Raw genomic sequence first — 16,893 nt, 5'->3', positions numbered from 1 at the left:
CGCCGCAGCCGCAGCCGCAGCCGCAGCCGCAGCCGCAGCCGCAGCCGCAGCCGTCAGCCCTCGCCCGGGCCGGCGTCGGCCCCGGGGCCGGAAGAAGAGGAGCCAGGACCAGGCCCCTCGCCCAGCAACGTGAGGAAGTCACGGAACGCCGCAGGCATGTCCACCGACTCCGGCGCGAGCAGCCACTGGTACTGCAGCCCGTCCATCACCGCGACGAGCAGAGGGGCGGCCCGCTCCGGGGTGAGCCCGCTCGGCAGCCGCTCCCCGTACTCGGCCCGCAGCACCTGCGCCATGTTCGCGCGCACCACCTCGTACCGCTCGGTGAAGAACTCGCGCGCCGGGTGCCCCTCCGTGACGCTCTCGCCGAGGAGCGCCGAGAAGGTCTGCACGATGGCGGGCCGCATCGCGTTGTACTCGACCAGCTGGCCCAGCAGATCGAGCCGCAGCCTGGTGCCGGGCACCGCGTCCCACTGGTCGCGCTCCGCCATCACGGCGACGAGCAGCGCCTCCTTGGTGGGGAAGTGGTGCAGCAGCCCCTGCTGGGTGAGCCCGACCCGCTCGGCGACGGCGGCCAGACTCGCGCCCCGGTAACCGCGCTCGGCGATCACCTCCAGCGTCGCCCGGAGGATCTCCGCACGCCGCTCCACGCTCCTGGCCGACCGGGGGGCCTTGCTCGTCATGACGTCACCGTACGACATGGAATCGATCCCCAGCCCGTCGAAAGTAACAGCAAGATAACGAAACCTACCGATCTACAGGTACCGGATGCAGGATGGAGCGACGGTACGGACTTCAACGAGGAGGCACCGCCATGGCGGGAACGCAGGGAACCCGGTCCACCCCGGCCGACCAGGCACGTGAGGCCGTGGTCGAGACCGCGCTCGCGAAACTCGATCTGGACGCGAAGGCGCGGCTGCTCGCCGGACAGGACATGTGGTCCCTGCCCGCCCTCCCGGAGATCGGCCTGAAGTCGCTGGTCATGTCCGACGGTCCGATAGGGGTGCGCGGCGTGCGCTGGACCGCCGACGACCCGTCCATCGCCCTGCCGTCCCCGACCGCCCTCGCCGCCACCTGGGACCCCGCCCTGGCCCGCCGCGCAGGCGTCCTCCTCGCCCAGGAGGCCCGCCGCAAGGGCGTCCACGTCCTGCTCGCCCCCACGGTCAACCTGCACCGATCCCCGCTCGGCGGCCGTCACTTCGAGGCGTACAGCGAGGACCCGTATCTCACCGGACGGATCGGCACGGGGTACGTGACCGGCGTCCAGGAGGGCGGCGTCGGTACCACCGTGAAGCACTTCGTCGCCAACGACGCCGAGACCGACCGCTTCACCGTGAACAACGTGGTCTCCGAACGAGCCCTGCGCGAGCTCTACTTGGCCCCCTTCGAGGCGATCGTCGAGAACGCCCATCCCTGGGGCATCATGACCGCCTACAACTCGGTCAACGGCACGACGATGACCGAGCACCGCTACATGGTCAACGAGGTCCTGCGCGGCGAGTGGGGTTTCGACGGCTTCAACGTCTCCGACTGGATGGCCGCTCGCTCCACCGTCGACGCCGTCGAGGGCGGCCTGGACGTCGCGATGCCGGGCCCGACCACCGTGTACGGCGAGAAGCTCGCCGCCGCGGTCCGCGCCGGAGAGGTGGCGGAGACGAAGGTCGACGAAGCCGTGCGCAACGTGCTGCGCCTGGCCGCCCGCGTCGGCATCCTGGACGGCGCCGAGCCCGCGGTCACCGAACTCCCGGCGGACGTCGACGGCGACGCCCTGGCCCGCGAGATCGCCCGCCGTTCCTTCGTGCTCGTACGCAACGAAGGCGCCCTCCCGATCCCCGAGGGGCGCTCGGTCGCCCTCATCGGCGCCGCCGCCCGCGACGCCCGTGTCCTCGGCGGCGGCTCCGCCGTCGTCTTCCCCGACCACGTCGTCTCCCCGCTCGACGGCCTCACCGCCGCGCTGCCCGAGGGCGCGCTGACGTATGCGGTAGGCGCCGACCCGAACGAGGAACTGGCCGCCGCCGACAAGGGGTTCGAGCTGCGCGCGGTCTGCCGTGACACCGCCGGCACCGTCGTCGGCACGGGCTCCTCGCCGAGCGGCCACCTCCAGTGGATGGGCGACGACCTGCCCGAAGGCGTCACCCACGACAACCTCCACAGCGTCGAACTGACCGGCACCTTCACCCCGCGCGAGAGCGGCCGGCACACCTTCGGAATCAAGGGACTCGGCACCTTCACGCTCACGGTCGACGGCACGACGTACTTCGACGACGTACAACGGGTCGAGAAGGACGACCCCTTCGTCACGTTCTTCGGCGCTCCGGTCGAGCGCGCCACGGTGGACCTGACCGCCGGTGACACCTACGAGGTCTCACTGCGCCATGTCGTCTCCGTGCCCGAGAACGTCCCCATGAAGGTCGTCGCCTTCACGCTCACCCACCAGGAGCCGCAGCGCGACGCCGACGAGCTGATCGCCGAGGCCGTCGAGGCCGCCCGCGCCGCCGACACGGCGGTCGTCGTGGTCGCCACGACGGAACGCGTCGAGTCCGAGGGCTTCGACCGCAAGGACCTCCGACTCCCCGGCCGCCAGGACGAGTTGGTCCACGCGGTCGCCGCCGCCAACCCCAACACCGTCGTGGTCGTCAACTCCGGCTCCCCGGTGGAACTCCCGTGGCGCGACGACGTGTCCGCCGTACTCCTCAGCTGGTTCCCGGGCCAGGAGGGCGGCGCCGCCCTCGCCGACGTCCTCACCGGCACCCACGAGCCCGGCGGCCGACTCCCCACCACCTGGGGCTCCCTGGACTCGGCCCCGGTCACCCGGGTCACCCCCACCGACGGCGAACTCGCGTACACCGAGGACGTGTTCATCGGCTACCGGGCCTGGGAGAAGGAGGGCCGCACCCCGACGTACCCCTTCGGCCACGGCCTCGGCTACACCGACTGGACGTACGACGAGATCAAGGTGACGGGCAGGACGGTCACGGTCCGCGTCACCAACTCCGGCCCCCGCGAGGGCTGCGAGACCGTCCAGATCTACCTGGCCCGCCGCCTGGCAGGCTTCGCGACGGCAGAGGCATCCCCGGGCGAAAGCACCGAGGTCACGATCGAACTCCCCACCCGGGCGTTCGAGACCTGGGACGAGCAGACCAACGCCTGGACCCCGCTGGAGGGTTCGTTCGAGATCGAGGCGTCGCACTCGCTCACCGACTGCAGGCTGAGGGCAACCATCGCCCCGTAAGCGGCATCCGCGCTCACGCCGGAGGCGTACGCGAAGTCACCGCCGCGTACGCCATCTCCGCGAGCCGCGCCTGTCCGTTCTTGCTGGGATGGAACCAGTCCCAGTGACTCAACTGCTTGGTGCCGAACCGGTACTCGAACACCGCCCCGCCGTCGAAGCGGCACCGCTCGTCCTTCGCGCACACCTCCCGCAACACCGAGTTGTAGGACTCCACCCGATCCTGCACGGTGTCCCGCCGCAATGTCGCCGCCGAGTCCAACGCGTCGGCGTCACCGAGCATCGACGGGCAGATGCCCAGCTTCCAGATCTGCTTGCTCAGCTGGTTGGTCCGCCCCTCCGACCACAACCGCTTCAGATCGGGCACGCTGGACACGTACACCTGCGTCTTCGGCAGCGCCTCCCGCAGTGTGGTCAGCGCGTCCTGGAACTGGGTGCGGAAGTCCGCCACCGAGGTCATCGCGGAGACGGACGAGCGGCAGGCGTCGTTCGCGCCGGCCATGACCGTGACCAGCTCGGGCTTCTTCGTCGCGGCCTGGGCCATCTGGCCGGGCAGATCGGCCATGCGGGAGCCGGTCTCCGCGTAGTTCCAGCTGCGCTGGGCGGCACCGGCCGGGCCGAGGAGGCGTACGGCGAGGCTGTTCACCTTCGTGTCGGTGCCGGTCGCCCAGGAGACCTCGGGGCAGTCGGTGAGCACCGAGCAGGCGTCGAAACCGCGGGTGATGGAGTCGCCGACCGCGGCCAGCGAACCGGGGCTGCTGTCCCAGTCCGGAGTGGGTTTGGGGGACGGTTTCGCGGCCCGTGCGGAGGTGCCCGAGGGCCCGGGGGAGTTGCCGCCACTGGCGTCGCATCCGGCCAGCCCCGCGACACCCAGAAGGGCCGCCACCGCGGCCGCGGCGACACCTCGTGAACCGTGACCACGCTTCCGCATCCCCAGTTCCCCTCGTTCGTCACGCAACGGCGGCCCGCCCAGGAGCGTCCCCCTGGGTGGCTGTGTTTTCCCGGGGGACAACCCCCGGACCCCCGGCCGGGTGCCCGCCACGCGTCCCGCCGGGTGAAACCTCAGTGTTTCCGGGCGTTGGGACCGACGGTACGTCACACTCCTTGCGCCGCCGCACGGTAGCCTCGCCACGTGGCTGCCCAGCCACTGACGTTCCGCCAAAGTACAAGATGCCCGCTCTGTCCGGAGGTCCCAGTGACGACACGTGGAGTTCTCTACGTGCACTCCGCGCCGCGTGCGCTGTGCCCGCACGTCGAATGGGCAGTCGCAGGTGTGCTCGGCACGCGAGTCAGCCTCGACTGGATCCGGCAGCCCGCGTCACCCGGCACCTGGAGATCCGAGTTCTCCTGGAAGGGCGAGGTCGGCACGGCCTCCAAGCTCGCCTCGGCGCTGCGCGGCTGGCAGATGCTGCGCTTCGAGGTCACCGCCGAACCGTGCGCCACCGCCGAGGGAGAGCGCTACAGCTGCACCCCTGAGCTGGGCATCTTCCACGCCGTGACCGGCATCCACGGCGACATCCTGATCCCCGAGGACCGGCTGCGCGCCGCCCTGGTCCGCTCCCAGCAGGGCGAGACGCAGCTGGAGTCCGAACTCACCAAGCTCCTCGGCAAGCCCTGGGACGACGAACTGGAGCCCTTCCGCTACGCAGGCGAGGGCGCTCCCGTCCGCTGGCTCCACCAGGTGGTCTGACGAACACCCGTCCGACGACAAGTGGCCCGGGCTCCTCAAAGAGGAGCCCGGGCCACTCACCGTAAGCACAAAAACGGCTGAAATCAGACCGTACGGAACGCCAGAACCACGTTGTGCCCACCGAAGCCGAACGAGTCGTTCAGCGCGGCGATCCGCCCCTCGACGGGCAGCTTCCGCGCCTCACCACGAACGATGTCGGCGGCGGCCTCGGCCTCGGGGTCGAGGTTGTCGACGTTGATGGTCGGCGGCGCGACCCGGTGGTACAGCGCGAGCACCGTGGCGACGGACTCGACACCACCCGCACCGCCCAGCAGATGCCCGGTCATGGACTTCGTACCGGAGACCGCGAAGTGGTCCGTGTCGTCCCCGAAGACCTTGCGCAGCGCCTTCAGCTCGGCCACGTCACCGGCCGGCGTGGAGGTCGCGTGCGCGTTGACGTGCACGATCTCCGCCGGGTTCAGGTCGGTGTTGTCCAGCAGGTTCTGCAGGGCGTGGGCGATGCCCCGCCCCTCGGGCTCCGGCTGCACGATGTCGTGGCCGTCGGCCGAGATGCCCTGGCCGACCGCCTCCGCGTACACGCGGGCACCGCGCTTGGCGGCGTGCTCGGCCGACTCCAGGACGATGACGCCCGCGCCCTCACCGAGGACGAAGCCGTCCCGGCCGAGGTCGTAGGGGCGCGAGGCGCCCTGCGGGTCGTCGTTGTTCTTGGACATCGCCATCATGTTGCCGAAGGCGGCGATGGGGAGGGGGTGGATGGCCGCCTCGGTGCCACCGGCGACGACGACGTCGGCGCGGCCGGTGCGGATCATCTCGATGGCGTAGCCGATGGCCTCGGCGCCCGACGCGCAGGCGGAGACCGGGGTGTGCACACCGGCGCGCGCGCCGACGAGCAGACCCACGTTGGCCGAGGGGCCGTTCGGCATCAGCATGGGGACGGTGTGCGGGGAGACGCGGCGTACGCCCTTCTCCTTGAGCACGTCGTACTGGTCGAGCAGGGTCGTGACGCCACCGATGCCGGAGGCGATGACCGCGCCGAGACGGTCGGGGTCGACCGCTGCGTCCTCGCCCGCCTTGTCGGTGTAACCGGCGTCCGCCCAGGCCTCCTTGGCCGCGATCAGCGCGAACTGCGCCGAGCGGTCGAGGCGGCGGGCCTGCGGGCGCGGAATGACCTCGCCCGGCTCCACGGCGATCTGCGCCGCGATACGGACCGCCTGGTCGGCGGCCCAGTCCTGCTCCAGAGGGCCGACACCGGAACGTCCGGCGACCAGGCCCTCCCAGGTCGAGGCTGCGTCGCCACCCAGCGGTGTGGTTGCGCCGATACCGGTGACGACCACGGTGCGATTGGTCGGGCTCACGGGAATTCTTTCTCCAACGGATACGAGGATTCAGCGGCGCCACCGCCGGGTGGCGGGGCTAGCAGCGTCCGGGCTGGGGGTTTGCTCAGCCCTGGTGCTTGAGGATGTACTCGGTCGCGTCGCCGACCGTCTTGAGGTTCTTGACGTCGTCGTCCGGGATCTTGACGTCGAAGCGCTCTTCGGCGGCGACGACGACCTCGACCATGGACAGCGAGTCGACGTCCAGGTCGTCGGTGAAGGACTTCTCCAGCTGGACGTCCTCGACCGGGATGCCGGCGATCTCGTTCACGATGTCGGCGAGACCGGCGACGATCTCTTCCTGAGTGGCGGCCATGTCAGGCGCTCCTTCTTGTGTATCCAGAGGGTGTGGCGGTACTCCCGCCCGGAAGGATCCGGGCGGTGTGCCTAGGGGAGGGTAACGACCGTCGCGGCGTACACGAGACCCGCCCCGAAGCCGATGACGAGCGCGGTGTCGCCGCTCTTCGCCTCGCCGGTCGCCAGGAGCCGCTCCATCGCGAGCGGAATCGAGGCGGCCGAGGTGTTACCGGTGGTGCGCACGTCACGGGCGACCGTGACGTGTTCCGGCAGCTTGAGAGTCTTCACCATCGAGTCGATGATCCGCTCGTTGGCCTGGTGGGGAATGAAGACGTCCAAGTCGTCCGCAGTGAGTCCGGCGGCGTCCAGCGCCTCCTTGGCGACCTTCGCCATCTCGAACACGGCCCAGCGGAACACCGCCTGGCCTTCCTGCGTGATCGCGGGGAACTTGATCTCGCCCTTGGAGTCCAGGGGCAGTTCGGACACGTCACCGATCCGGAAACGGTCCCAGGGGATGGTCTGCTTGATGGTGTTGGACTTGTCGCCCTCGGAGCCCCAGACCGTGGGGCCGATGTGCGGCTCCTGGGAGGGGCCGACGACGACCGCGCCCGCGCCGTCACCGAACAGGAAGGCCGTCGCGCGGTCCTCCAGGTCGGTCAGGTCGGAGAGCCGCTCGACGCCGATGACGAGTACGTACTCGGCGGAACCCTCCACGACCATGCCCTTGGCGAGGGTCAGTCCGTAGCCGAAGCCGGCGCAGCCCGCCGAGATGTCGAAGGCCGCGGCCTTCGCCGTGCCGAGCTTGTCGGCGATCTCGGTGGCGACGGCCGGGGTCTGGCTGAAGTGCGAGACGGTCGAGACGACCACGGCGCCGATCTGCTCGGCGCTGATCCCGGCGTCGGCGATGGCCTTGCCGGACGCCTCGATCGACATGGCGGCGACGGTCTCCTCGTCGTTCGCCCAGTGCCGGGTCTCGATGCCGGAGCGCGAGCGGATCCACTCGTCGGACGAGTCGATCGTTTCGAGGATCACCTCGTTCGGCACGACACGGACCGGGCGGTAGCCGCCGACACCGAGGATGCGCGCGTACGGGGCGCCCTTGCTGGGCTTGATCTTCGACATGCTCTGTCGGCTCCTTACGCGCTCAGGCGGAGGCGTGCTCGGCGATGAGCTCGCGAGCCGCGTCCAGGTCGTCGGGTGTCTTCAGCGCCAGCGTCTGCACGCCGGGCAGCGCGCGCTTGGCGAGACCGGTGAGGGTGCCGCCGGGGCACACCTCCAGGAGCGCGGTCACGCCCAGTTCCTTGAAGGTCTCCATGCACAGGTCCCAGCGGACCGGGTTGGCGACCTGGCCGACCAGCCGGGCCAGGACCTCCGAGCCGGCGGTGACGGCCTGCCCGTCCTTGTTCGACACGTACGTGAGCTTCGGGTCGGCGGGCGACAGCTCGGCCGCGGCGCGGGCGAGGGTGTCGACCGCCGGGGCCATGTGGTGCGTGTGGAACGCGCCCGCGACCTTGAGGGCCACCACACGGCGTACGCCCTCGGGCTTGTCGGCCTCCAGGGCGGCCAGCTCCTCCAGCGTGCCGGCGGCCACGACCTGGCCCGCGCCGTTCACGTTGGCCGGGGTCAGGCCGAGCTTCTCCAGGTGCGGGATCGTCACTTCCGGGTCGCCGCCGAGCAGCGCCGACATTCCGGTGGCGGTGGCGGCGGTCGCCTCCGCCATGGCCAGTCCGCGGACGCGGACGAGGCGGACGGCCTCCTCGTCGGGGAGCACCCCGGCGAGTGCGGCGGCGGTCAGCTCGCCGACGCTGTGTCCGGCGACGGCGCCGACCTTCAGCGGCAGCTGGGCCGGGTCGTCGAAGAGGGTGTACGCGGAGGTCAGCCCGGCCGCGACCAGGAGCGGCTGCGCCACCGCGGTGTCACGGATCTCGTCCGCGTCCCCCTCGGTGCCGTAACGGATCAGGTCGAGCTCCACGGCGTCGGACCACGCCTCAAGGGCACCGCGGACACCGGGGAGGTCGAGCCAGGGAGTCAGGAAGCCGGGCGTCTGGGCGCCCTGGCCGGGAGCGACGAGTACGAGCACTCTCACACTCTCTCTTGTGGACGGGCACGGCCGCCCGTGGGGACAGGGACGAAGAACAGGAGGGGGAATTGTAGGTCCCCGACAAAAGCCTAGAGCTGGGGATCTCCATCGGCCAGACGCCCCAGGATCAGCGCGATCCGCAGCGTGAACGCCGAACGTACATCCGAAGGCGACCAGCCGGTGACGTCAGTCACACGTCGAAGCCGGTAGCGCACGGTGTTCGGATGCACGAAGAGCATCCGAGCGGCCCCTTCGAGACTGCTCGCCTGTTCGAGATAGACGCTCAGCGTCTCCAGGAGAGCGGACCCGGCCTCCTCCAGTGGTCTGTAGATCTCCTCCACCAACTGTTCACGGGCAGAGGGATCCGAGGCGATCGCGCGCTCCGGCAGCAGATCGTCCGCCAGAACCGGCCGAGGGGCGTCCTGCCAGGCGAAACACGCCTTGAGGCCGGCGGCCGCCGCCTGCGCGGACCGGGTCGCGGCGAGCAGGTCGGGCACGACGGGCCCGGCCACCACGGGGCCCGCGGCATACGGCCCGATCAGGGACTTGGCGACACCGAGCGGGTTGTCGCTGCCGCCCGCGATGACGACCAGGCGGTCCCCGAGCACCCCGGTCAGCACCTGGAGCTTGGCGTGCCGGGCGGCCCGCCGGATGGCCTCGACGGTCAGCTCGCTGTCACCGTCGGGCGCCGTGCCCAGCACCACGCACACATGCTCGGGAGAGTTCCAGCCGAGCGCCGCGGCCCGGGACACCGCGCCCTCGTCGGCCTCGCCGGAGAGGACGGCGTTCACGACCAGGGACTCCAGCCGGGCGTCCCAGGCACCGCGCGCCTCGGCGGCCTGCGCGTACACCTGGGCGGTCGCGAAGGCGATCTCCCGCGCGTACACGAGCAGCGCCTCGCGGAGCACGGACTCGTCGCCGGGAGCGGCCACCTCGTCGATGGCGCTCTCCATCACCTCGATCGTCGTCCGCACCATCTCGACGGTCTGGCGCAGGGTGATCGCCCTGGTCAGCTCGCGCGGCGCGGTGCCGAAGACGTCCGTGGAGATCGCCTGGGGAGCGTCCGGATGCCGGAACCACTCCTTGAACGCGGCGATACCGGCCTGGGCGACGAGGCCGATCCACGACCGGTTCTCCGGGGACATCGCCCGGTACCACGGCAGCGTCTCGTCCATGCGCGCGATCGCCTGGGCCGCGAGACTGCCGGACGACTTCTCCAGCCGCTTCAGGGTCGCGGCGTGCGCATGGGCGGCGCGGGCGGCGCGTTCGGTGTTGCTGGATTCGGGTTCGGGCACGGGACAAGACTGCCTTATCAGGACGGGAGTATGCGGCGGAGGGTCTCGGACGGCTCGTCAGTCGGGTCTACGGTGGGTCCGTGATGGACGTACGGCGCGCCGACGAGCGCTACCGCGGAGGCGACCCGGCGGCCGGGATCGCGTCCCTGCACGCCTTCTCCTTCGGCCCGCACTACGACCCGGACAACCTCCGCTTCGGCGCGGTCATCGCCTGCAACGAGGAGCGCCTCGCGCCCGGCGCCGGCTTCGACGAGCACCCGCACAGCCACACCGAGATCGTCACCTGGGTCGTCGAGGGCGAGCTGACCCACCGCGACACGACCGGCCACGAGTCGGTCGTACGCCCCGGTGACGTCCAGCGCCTCAGCTCGGCGGGCGGCGTCCGCCACGTCGAACGCAACGACGGCGACACACCCCTGCTCTTCGTCCAGATGTGGCTCGCCCCGCTGGAGCCGGGCGGCGACCCCGCGTACGAGGTCGTCCACGGCATCGCCGACTCCACCCCGTACGCCGTCCCGGAGGCGGCCGCGATGCTCCACGTCCGCCGCCTCGCGCCGGGGGAGCGCACCGCCGTCCCGGACGCGCCGTTCGTGTACGCCCATGTCGTACGCGGCGAAGTCCTGCTGGACAGCTGGGTGCTGAGCCCCGGTGACGCGGCCCGCATCACGGACGCGAAGGACCTGGAGGCGGTCGCCCGGGACGGGGCGGAGCTGCTGTTCTGGGAGATGGCGTAGGGAGCCTCTTACGGAGTGCTGGAGAGCTCGGCCAGCACCGCGTCCGTGAAGGCGGGCCACACCTCGACGGCCCACGGCCCGAACGCCCGGTCCGTCAGCGCCACGCAGGCCGCCCCTGTGCCCTTCCCGCCCGCCCACCCGGCGTCCGGGTCGATCCACAGGAACGTACCCGACTGCCCGAAGTGCCCGAAGGTCCGCGGCGAGGACGAACCGCCCGTCCAGTGCGGCGACTTGGAGTCCCGGATCTCGAAGCCGAGCCCCCAGTCGTTGGGGTTCTGGTGCCCGTACCCCGGCAGGACACCCTTCGTCCCCGGGTACTGCACGGTCATCGCCTCCGCGACGGTCCGCGGGTCGAGCAGCCGCGGCGCCTGCACCTCGGCGGCGAACCGCACCAGATCGTCGACGGTCGAGACACCGTCCTTCGCGGGGGAGCCGTCGAGGGCCGTCGACGTCATCCCGAGCGGTTCGAGGACCGCCTGCTTCAGATACTCGCCGAAGGGAATCTCCGTCGCCTTCGCGATGTGATCCCCCAGCTGCTCGAACCCGGCGTTGGAGTACAGCCGCCGCAGCCCCGGCGCCGCCGTCACCCGGTGCTCGTCGAAAGCCAGCCCACTGGTGTGCGCGAGCAGATGCCGCACGGTCGACCCCTCGGGCCCGGCGGGCTCGTCCAGCTCGACGGCCCCTTCCTCGTATGCGACGAGGGCGGCGTAGGCGGCGAGGGGCTTCGTCACGGAGGCCAGCGCGAACCGCTGCGAGGTGGGCCCGTGAGCCCCGAGCACGGTGCCGTCCGCCCGCACGACGGCCGCGGCAACGGCAGGAACGGGCCACTCTTCGATCAGCGCAAGACTCTCCAAAGACATGAGCAAGAGCCTACGACCATGCTGATACGCCGGGTTCGGGCAGCACCCGTTTGTCTTTTCAGGGGCGCGGGGAACTGCGCACCCAGCCCCAACCGACCCGCACTCAAAAACGAAGCCGCATCAAAGGATCAGGCGTCCGCACGAACCCCATGGCCGCATACAGCGGCGCGGCCTCCGCCGACGCGGTCAGATCGATCTGCCCGACCCCCTCCTCCCGGAACCACGCCACCAACGCCTCCATACAGGCGCGCGCATACCCCCGCCGCCGCATCTCGGGATCGGTCGCCACGCTGAACACGTAACCGATCCGCCCGTGCGGGTTCCCGGCCCGTCCGATCCGGTACTCCACCGTTCCCACGACCAGCGCCCCCAGCGCCCCCGCCCGCTCGGGGTGATCGACGACGAAGGCCGCGAAACCCCCGTCGGGATCGGCCAGCCGCCCCCGTACGGTGGTCAGGGACTCGGCATGCCACTCGGTGGACGTGTCCGCCCCGGCCATGGAGTCGATCATCACCTGACGCAGTCGGAGCAGTTCCTCGGCGTCCTCGGGTACGGCACGGCGTACAAGAGTCATGATCGGCACGGTAGCCACGGGCCCCGGCCGATGTCGTCGGAATTTCATCGGAATCCGCTTGCTTGGAGTGCACTCCAAGGTTTTAGCGTTGAGGTCATGACGGTGATGGAGACCGAGACCACGGACAGCAGGAACGACACCTGTGCCGGCCCGCCGCACGTGAGCCGGCGTCCGGACGGCCAGGACCAGTACACGATCAGCGAGGTCGTCGCCTTCACCGGCCTGACGGCGCACACCCTCCGCTGGTACGAGCGGATCGGGCTGATGCCGCACATCGACCGCTCGCACACCGGCCAGCGCCGCTACAGCAACCGCGACCTCGACTGGCTCGACCTCGTCGGCAAGCTGCGGCTGACCGGGATGCCGGTCGCCGGGATGGTGCGGTACGCGGAGATGGTGCGCGAGGGCGACCACACGTACGCCGACCGCTTCGAGCTGCTCGAAGCCACCCGCCGGGATGTCCGGGCGCGGATCGCCGAGCTCCAGGACACCCTCGCGGTGCTCGACCGGAAGATCAATTTCTATGCGGACGCCGGGCGGGCCCTGGCGTCGGAGAGGTCCCGATGACGGACAGCAGGATCGCGAAGGCACAGCTCGGTATGGGCGGCCCCGAGGTCGGAGTACAGGGCCTCGGCTGCATGGGCATGAGCTTCGCGTACGGCCCGACGGACGCCGAGGAGGCCCGGGCCACGCTGGAGCGCGCGCTGGAACTCGGCGTGACGCTCTACGACACGGCGGACGCGTACGGCCAGGGGGAGAACGAGGAGTTCCTGTCGCCGTTCTTCCGGGCGCACCGCGACGAGGTCGTCATCGCGACCAAGTTCGCCATGACGATCCCGCCGGACGAGCCGACGAAGCGGATCATCCGCAACGACCCGCCGTACATCCGGCAGGCCGTGGAGGCGAGCCTCAAGCGGCTGGGCGTCGATGTGATCGACCTCTACTACATGCACCGCCGTGACCTGAACGTCCCCATCGAGGAGACCGTCGGCACCATGGCCGAGCTGGTCCGCGAGGGCAAGGTCAAGCAGCTCGGCCTCAGCGAGGTCACGGGCGGCGAACTCCGTGCCGCGCAGGCGGTGCACCCGATCGCGGCCGTCCAGTCCGAGTGGTCCCTGTTCAGCAGGGACATCGAGGCGGGCGTGGTCCCGGCGGCCCGCGAACTGGGCGTGACGCTGGTCCCGTACTCCCCGCTCGGCCGGGGCTTCCTCACCGGCTCCTTCACGGACGCCGCCACGGAGCTCACCGAGGGCGACTTCCGCCGCCAGCAGCCCCGCTACACCGGCGACAACGCGGCGGCGAACGCGGCCCTCCTGGAGCCGATCCGGGCCGTCGCGAAGGCCCACGACGCCTCCGCCGGCCAGATCGCCCTGGCCTGGGTCCACCAGCAGGCGTCCGTCCACGACCTCCCGGTCGTCCCCATCCCGGGCACCCGCAGGCGCACCCGGATCGAGGAGAACACGGCGGCGACACGCATCGTCCTGACCGAGGACGACCTGGGAGTACTGGACACGATCGCCTCCCAGGTATCAGGCAACCGCTACTCGGACATGACGTTCGTATCGGCGGGCCGGGAGTAGCGAGCCCTGTGAGGGGCGCCCCTTCAAGGGCCCCTCACACCTCAGAGCTCGGCCAGCAGCTCGGCCTTCTTCATCGAGAACTCCTCATCCGTGACGAGGCCGGCCTCATGAAGCTCGCCGAGATGCCGGATCCGGTCGGCGATGTCGGCCGGATCCCGCCGAGTCCCCGGTCCCTCCCCGGCCGTGGTCCCGGCCCCCGGACTCTCGGGCAGGGGGGCCGAAGCCCCACCGCTCCGAACCGCGGCGAGCACGGCCGCCGCGAACGGCAACGACTCGTGAACCGGCCCGTACCCCAGCCCGAAGACAACGGCGGCCGGATCCTGATCCGCCTGAGGCGGCTGTGAAATCCCGTCGCGGCGCAGCAGCCGCAGATGCCCCTCGAAGACCTCGGGCGACCGCCACTCGACACCACACAGGTCGGACACGGCGAAACCCTGGTCGCCGGCCTTCCACTTGGCGGAGGACGCCCCCGTCCAGAACCACCGGAAGTGCACGGCCTTCCCGTCGAAGGACGCCTTCCCGTCGTACGCCTTGAACTGGAGCGGCGTTTCGGGCGGCTGCACCAGATAGCGCTCGGCAGGCCCGGGATCGTTGGTCGCGAGCATCGCCCGCAGTTCGTCCGCGTAGTACTCGGCGAGCGTCTCCCGCTCGGCGGGCAGCACAAGGCGGTAGGGGTCGCACGCATCCTTGAGCTGTCCCGCAGCCGCCTCCATGAGCGGATCCGCTCCCGGTCTCGGCTCGGCGCGCAGGACGACCGTCCCGCGCTTGCCGGGCGTCAGCGTCACCGCCGCGATCGCGTCGAGCGGGATGCGGCGCTCACCGAGCGCCTGGAACAGCTTCGGCGTGCGGATCCCCCGTTCGAAGCGGATGAGCACGGAGTCGGACTCGAACTCCCAGGCGGCATGAAATCCGGCCAGTACGTCACCCATGCGGGCCATCGTATGCGGCATGCGCTTCGTAGTCCCCTCCCTGAGCAGACCGCAGTTTCTTCGTTCTCTACGCGCGTCCGACTTCAGCCGCGTCGGACAAACCCTCCCGGCACACGTCATCCTCCCGGGCGCAGCGCACCGCGCGGTACGCGCCAATCCCGATCTCGGCGAAGTTCCGCAGGCTGTCGGTGCCGGGCACGAAATAGCCCGTGTGTCCCTGGGCGCCCCGGGCCGACAGCACCCGCGCGCCGAACTCCGAGGACATCGGATCGGCCCCGTGACCGAGCCCGCCGACCTCCAGATGCGGTACGTCCTCGATCCAGTCGTCGGAGTCCCGTACGGCCCACACCCGGGCGGAGGTGCGCAGCTGCGCGGCCTTCTCGACCCGCATGCCGGGGCTGCCCGCCACCGCTATGTCGGAGACCCGGGAGGGCAGCGAGTGCGCGGCGACGCCGCAGACGACCGAGCCGTAGCTGTGGCAGTACAGGGCCACGCCGGAGCGTCCGGGCAGCGCCCGGACCAGGGCGTTGAGCCGGACCGCGCCCTCCTCGGCGCGGATCCCGGTGGCCGCGTCCATCCCGAGCCCGCTGGGCGCCGTGTAGTCGGCCCAGGCGATGACGGCCGTACGGGTCTCCGGGCTCGCGGCCCGCTCGGCGCTGTGGAGCGACTTCGCCATGCCGACGGGCGCGGAGTACGTCTTGTTGGTGCGCTGGAAGGTGAGGAGGTTGGTGTCGACGCCGGGCACGACGACCGAGACCCGCTGGGCCCTGTCCAGGTCTCCGAAGACCTCCGCGACCCGGCCGGAGCCCATCGGGTCGAAGGCGAGGATGTGTCGCTCCCCGCTCATCAGGTCCTCGTACCGGTGCATCCGGCGTCCGGCCTCGTACTGTCCGGTCGGCGAGAGCCGGTCGTCGTGCATGCGTTTGAGCTCGACCTTGCGTGCCTGGCCGAGGGCGATGTGGTTGGCGCGGTAGCGGAGCTGTACCGGCGCCCCGTTCATGTTGCCGACCGCCAGCGGATAGCGGGCGGCGAGCCGGGCCCGCTGCCGCGCGTCGAGCGAGGCGAAGAAGTGGGCCAGCCGGGCGGGCGTCGTCTCGTCCGGGTCGGGCAGGCGATGTCCGCCTATGTGACCGCGTTCCCAGGCGGACAGCGACGCCGCGAGCGGGGTAGTCGCTCCCCGGTGGTTGCGCACGGCTGTCCAGCCGGTGGTCGCGAGCATCACGAACACCACGGCCAGCGCGAGCAACATGCGCCAGACGTTGAGTTGGGGGGTGGAGTCGAAGGAAGTCACTGAAAGGACACACTAGGAGAACGGGAGTGTCTCGCGTTAACCGAGTGAGGGGGATCACGTTTCAGGAGGGGTAATTGGGTAAAACCGGGCACATATAGAGTCGTCCGGTCACCCTGTGTAGGTGCGTGACAAGCCCTGCCGCAGGCGGAGTTCGACTCTGCGTGCGACGGTCGTCACTCAGTGTCCGTACGGTCGTTCCCGCCGCCCGTGCGCCAGTTCTCCGCCAACGCGGGCCCCACCTGGTCGAGATACGAGGCGGTCAGCTCTCGCATCGCCGCCACGCTGAAGTCCTCGCCCGCGCCCCAGAGCCGGCCCGTCAGCCGCATCACCCCGCCGAAAACGGCCAGGACCAGGCGCGGCCGCGGATCGGTGTCCACGTCGAGGCCCTCGCGCTCGGCGATCACTCGCGCGAGTTCCTCCTCGAGACCCTCCTGGCGGCGCAGGTGGGCGGCGAGCAGCGCGGGTGTCGACTCGATCAACTGGAAGGCCCGCATGTGCAGTTCGAGCGGGATGACGGCCTCGATGGCCTCACCGATGGTGTCCCAGCTCGCCATGACGGCCCGGCGCAGCGCCTCCAGGGGGGCCTCGTGGGCGGGGCGCCCGCGCACCGCCGCGACGAAATGCGACTCGGCCATCTCCTGGACGGCGAAGGCGGCGTCCTCCTTGCCCGCGAAGTACCGGAAGAACGTGCGCTGCGAGACGTCGACGGCCTCGACGATCTCGTCGACGGTCGTCCGCTCGTACCCCTGGGTCGTGAACAGTTCCAGGGAGGCCCGCACCAGGGCGTCCCGGGTGCGCTGCTTCTTGAGCTCGCGCAGCCCCGGCCGTGACGCCGTGTCCATGGAACCTCTTCCCGTCTTCATGTTTCCGCGTCCGCCTCGTTCCTCCGGCGCGCCGCAGGTGTCCGTTCAGGTGTCCGTTCGCCCAGCTGAGCCTATCCGTGAGTGACGTGACAGTTACCGAC

The 16,893-nt window shown here is 70.6% G+C and carries 17 protein-coding genes; 5 read left to right on the top strand and 12 right to left on the bottom strand.

The genetic code is table 11. From position 1 onward, the window contains the following. Positions 1-53: 53 nt before the first annotated feature. Positions 54-698: a TetR/AcrR family transcriptional regulator gene (locus ACN20J_RS16650; RefSeq protein ID WP_419666204.1), complete on the bottom strand. Its 645-nt coding sequence runs from the start codon at positions 696-698 to the stop codon at positions 54-56. Between the two features lie 113 nt (positions 699-811). Here ACN20J_RS16650 and ACN20J_RS16645 point away from each other — a divergent pair, with 113 nt between their 5' ends. After that, positions 812-3,229, top strand: coding sequence for a glycoside hydrolase family 3 protein (locus ACN20J_RS16645; protein WP_190228049.1), 2,418 nt, complete (start codon positions 812-814; stop codon positions 3,227-3,229). Between the two features lie 13 nt (positions 3,230-3,242). Here the strand turns inward: ACN20J_RS16645 and ACN20J_RS16640 are convergent, their stop codons facing one another. Then, positions 3,243-4,157, bottom strand: a complete 915-nt coding sequence (locus tag ACN20J_RS16640; RefSeq protein WP_189838051.1) for an SGNH/GDSL hydrolase family protein — start codon at positions 4,155-4,157, stop codon at positions 3,243-3,245. A gap of 264 nt (positions 4,158-4,421) precedes the next feature. Between ACN20J_RS16640 and ACN20J_RS16635 the strand changes: the two genes are divergently transcribed. Next, positions 4,422-4,916 carry a DUF3145 domain-containing protein gene (locus ACN20J_RS16635; RefSeq protein ID WP_055611750.1) on the top strand — a complete coding sequence of 165 codons (495 nt, stop codon included), beginning with the start codon at positions 4,422-4,424 and terminating at the stop codon, positions 4,914-4,916. 83 nt (positions 4,917-4,999) lie between these two features. Here the strand turns inward: ACN20J_RS16635 and ACN20J_RS16630 are convergent, their stop codons facing one another. The 5 genes from ACN20J_RS16630 to fasR form a co-directional block, all read right to left on the bottom strand. Continuing rightward, positions 5,000-6,271: a beta-ketoacyl-[acyl-carrier-protein] synthase family protein gene (locus ACN20J_RS16630; RefSeq protein ID WP_189838052.1), complete on the bottom strand. Its 1,272-nt coding sequence runs from the start codon at positions 6,269-6,271 to the stop codon at positions 5,000-5,002. Positions 6,272-6,356: 85 nt separating this feature from the next. Beyond that, complete coding sequence (locus tag ACN20J_RS16625) at positions 6,357-6,605, bottom strand: acyl carrier protein (RefSeq protein WP_055611752.1); 249 nt, start codon at positions 6,603-6,605, stop codon at positions 6,357-6,359. 71 nt (positions 6,606-6,676) lie between these two features. Continuing rightward, positions 6,677-7,708: a ketoacyl-ACP synthase III gene (locus ACN20J_RS16620; RefSeq protein WP_143631651.1), complete on the bottom strand. Its 1,032-nt coding sequence runs from the start codon at positions 7,706-7,708 to the stop codon at positions 6,677-6,679. Between the two features lie 22 nt (positions 7,709-7,730). Then, positions 7,731-8,666, bottom strand: coding sequence for an ACP S-malonyltransferase (locus ACN20J_RS16615; protein ID WP_189838054.1), 936 nt, complete (start codon positions 8,664-8,666; stop codon positions 7,731-7,733). 89 nt (positions 8,667-8,755) lie between these two features. Further along, positions 8,756-9,961, bottom strand: a complete 1,206-nt coding sequence (gene fasR, locus ACN20J_RS16610; RefSeq protein WP_189838055.1) for a fatty acid biosynthesis transcriptional regulator FasR — start codon at positions 9,959-9,961, stop codon at positions 8,756-8,758. A gap of 80 nt (positions 9,962-10,041) precedes the next feature. On the opposite strand from fasR, the gene ACN20J_RS16605 reads away from it, so the two are divergent. Further along, positions 10,042-10,695 carry a pirin family protein gene (locus ACN20J_RS16605; RefSeq protein WP_189838056.1) on the top strand — a complete coding sequence of 218 codons (654 nt, stop codon included), beginning with the start codon at positions 10,042-10,044 and terminating at the stop codon, positions 10,693-10,695. A gap of 8 nt (positions 10,696-10,703) precedes the next feature. On the opposite strand, the gene ACN20J_RS16600 is transcribed toward ACN20J_RS16605, so the two are convergent. Beyond that, a complete protein-coding gene (locus ACN20J_RS16600) occupies positions 10,704-11,555 on the bottom strand; it encodes a serine hydrolase domain-containing protein (protein WP_189838057.1) in 852 nt (283 codons plus the stop codon). A gap of 103 nt (positions 11,556-11,658) precedes the next feature. Then, positions 11,659-12,129, bottom strand: coding sequence for a GNAT family N-acetyltransferase (locus ACN20J_RS16595; protein WP_189838058.1), 471 nt, complete (start codon positions 12,127-12,129; stop codon positions 11,659-11,661). A gap of 96 nt (positions 12,130-12,225) precedes the next feature. Here ACN20J_RS16595 and ACN20J_RS16590 point away from each other — a divergent pair, with 96 nt between their 5' ends. Both ACN20J_RS16590 and ACN20J_RS16585 read left to right on the top strand, forming a co-directional pair. Next, positions 12,226-12,696 carry a MerR family transcriptional regulator gene (locus ACN20J_RS16590; RefSeq protein ID WP_419666203.1) on the top strand — a complete coding sequence of 157 codons (471 nt, stop codon included), beginning with the start codon at positions 12,226-12,228 and terminating at the stop codon, positions 12,694-12,696. Continuing rightward, positions 12,693-13,709: an aldo/keto reductase gene (locus tag ACN20J_RS16585; RefSeq protein WP_419666202.1), complete on the top strand. Its 1,017-nt coding sequence runs from the start codon at positions 12,693-12,695 to the stop codon at positions 13,707-13,709. The genes ACN20J_RS16590 and ACN20J_RS16585 overlap by 4 nt, the downstream gene beginning before the upstream one ends. A gap of 41 nt (positions 13,710-13,750) precedes the next feature. Here ACN20J_RS16585 and ACN20J_RS16580 read toward each other — a convergent pair whose 3' ends face one another. The 3 genes from ACN20J_RS16580 to ACN20J_RS16570 form a co-directional block, all read right to left on the bottom strand. Then, positions 13,751-14,647 carry a DUF4429 domain-containing protein gene (locus tag ACN20J_RS16580; RefSeq protein ID WP_361994438.1) on the bottom strand — a complete coding sequence of 299 codons (897 nt, stop codon included), beginning with the start codon at positions 14,645-14,647 and terminating at the stop codon, positions 13,751-13,753. Positions 14,648-14,705: 58 nt separating this feature from the next. Further along, the gene (locus ACN20J_RS16575) at positions 14,706-15,929 is read right to left on the bottom strand and encodes an alpha/beta hydrolase (protein WP_190228052.1); all 1,224 of its coding nucleotides are present in this window, start codon (positions 15,927-15,929) and stop codon (positions 14,706-14,708) included. Between the two features lie 173 nt (positions 15,930-16,102). After that, the gene (locus ACN20J_RS16570) at positions 16,103-16,771 is read right to left on the bottom strand and encodes a TetR family transcriptional regulator (protein WP_189838063.1); all 669 of its coding nucleotides are present in this window, start codon (positions 16,769-16,771) and stop codon (positions 16,103-16,105) included. Between the last annotated feature and the right edge of the window lie 122 nt (positions 16,772-16,893).

The sequence above is a fragment of the Streptomyces sp. 2-1 genome, assembly GCF_048564895.1.
In the GTDB taxonomy this organism is placed as follows: Bacteria; Actinomycetota; Actinomycetes; order Streptomycetales; family Streptomycetaceae; genus Streptomyces; species Streptomyces phaeochromogenes.
The sequence above is the reverse complement of the archived record's forward strand: the minus strand, read 5'-3'. Positions and strand labels throughout refer to the sequence as shown.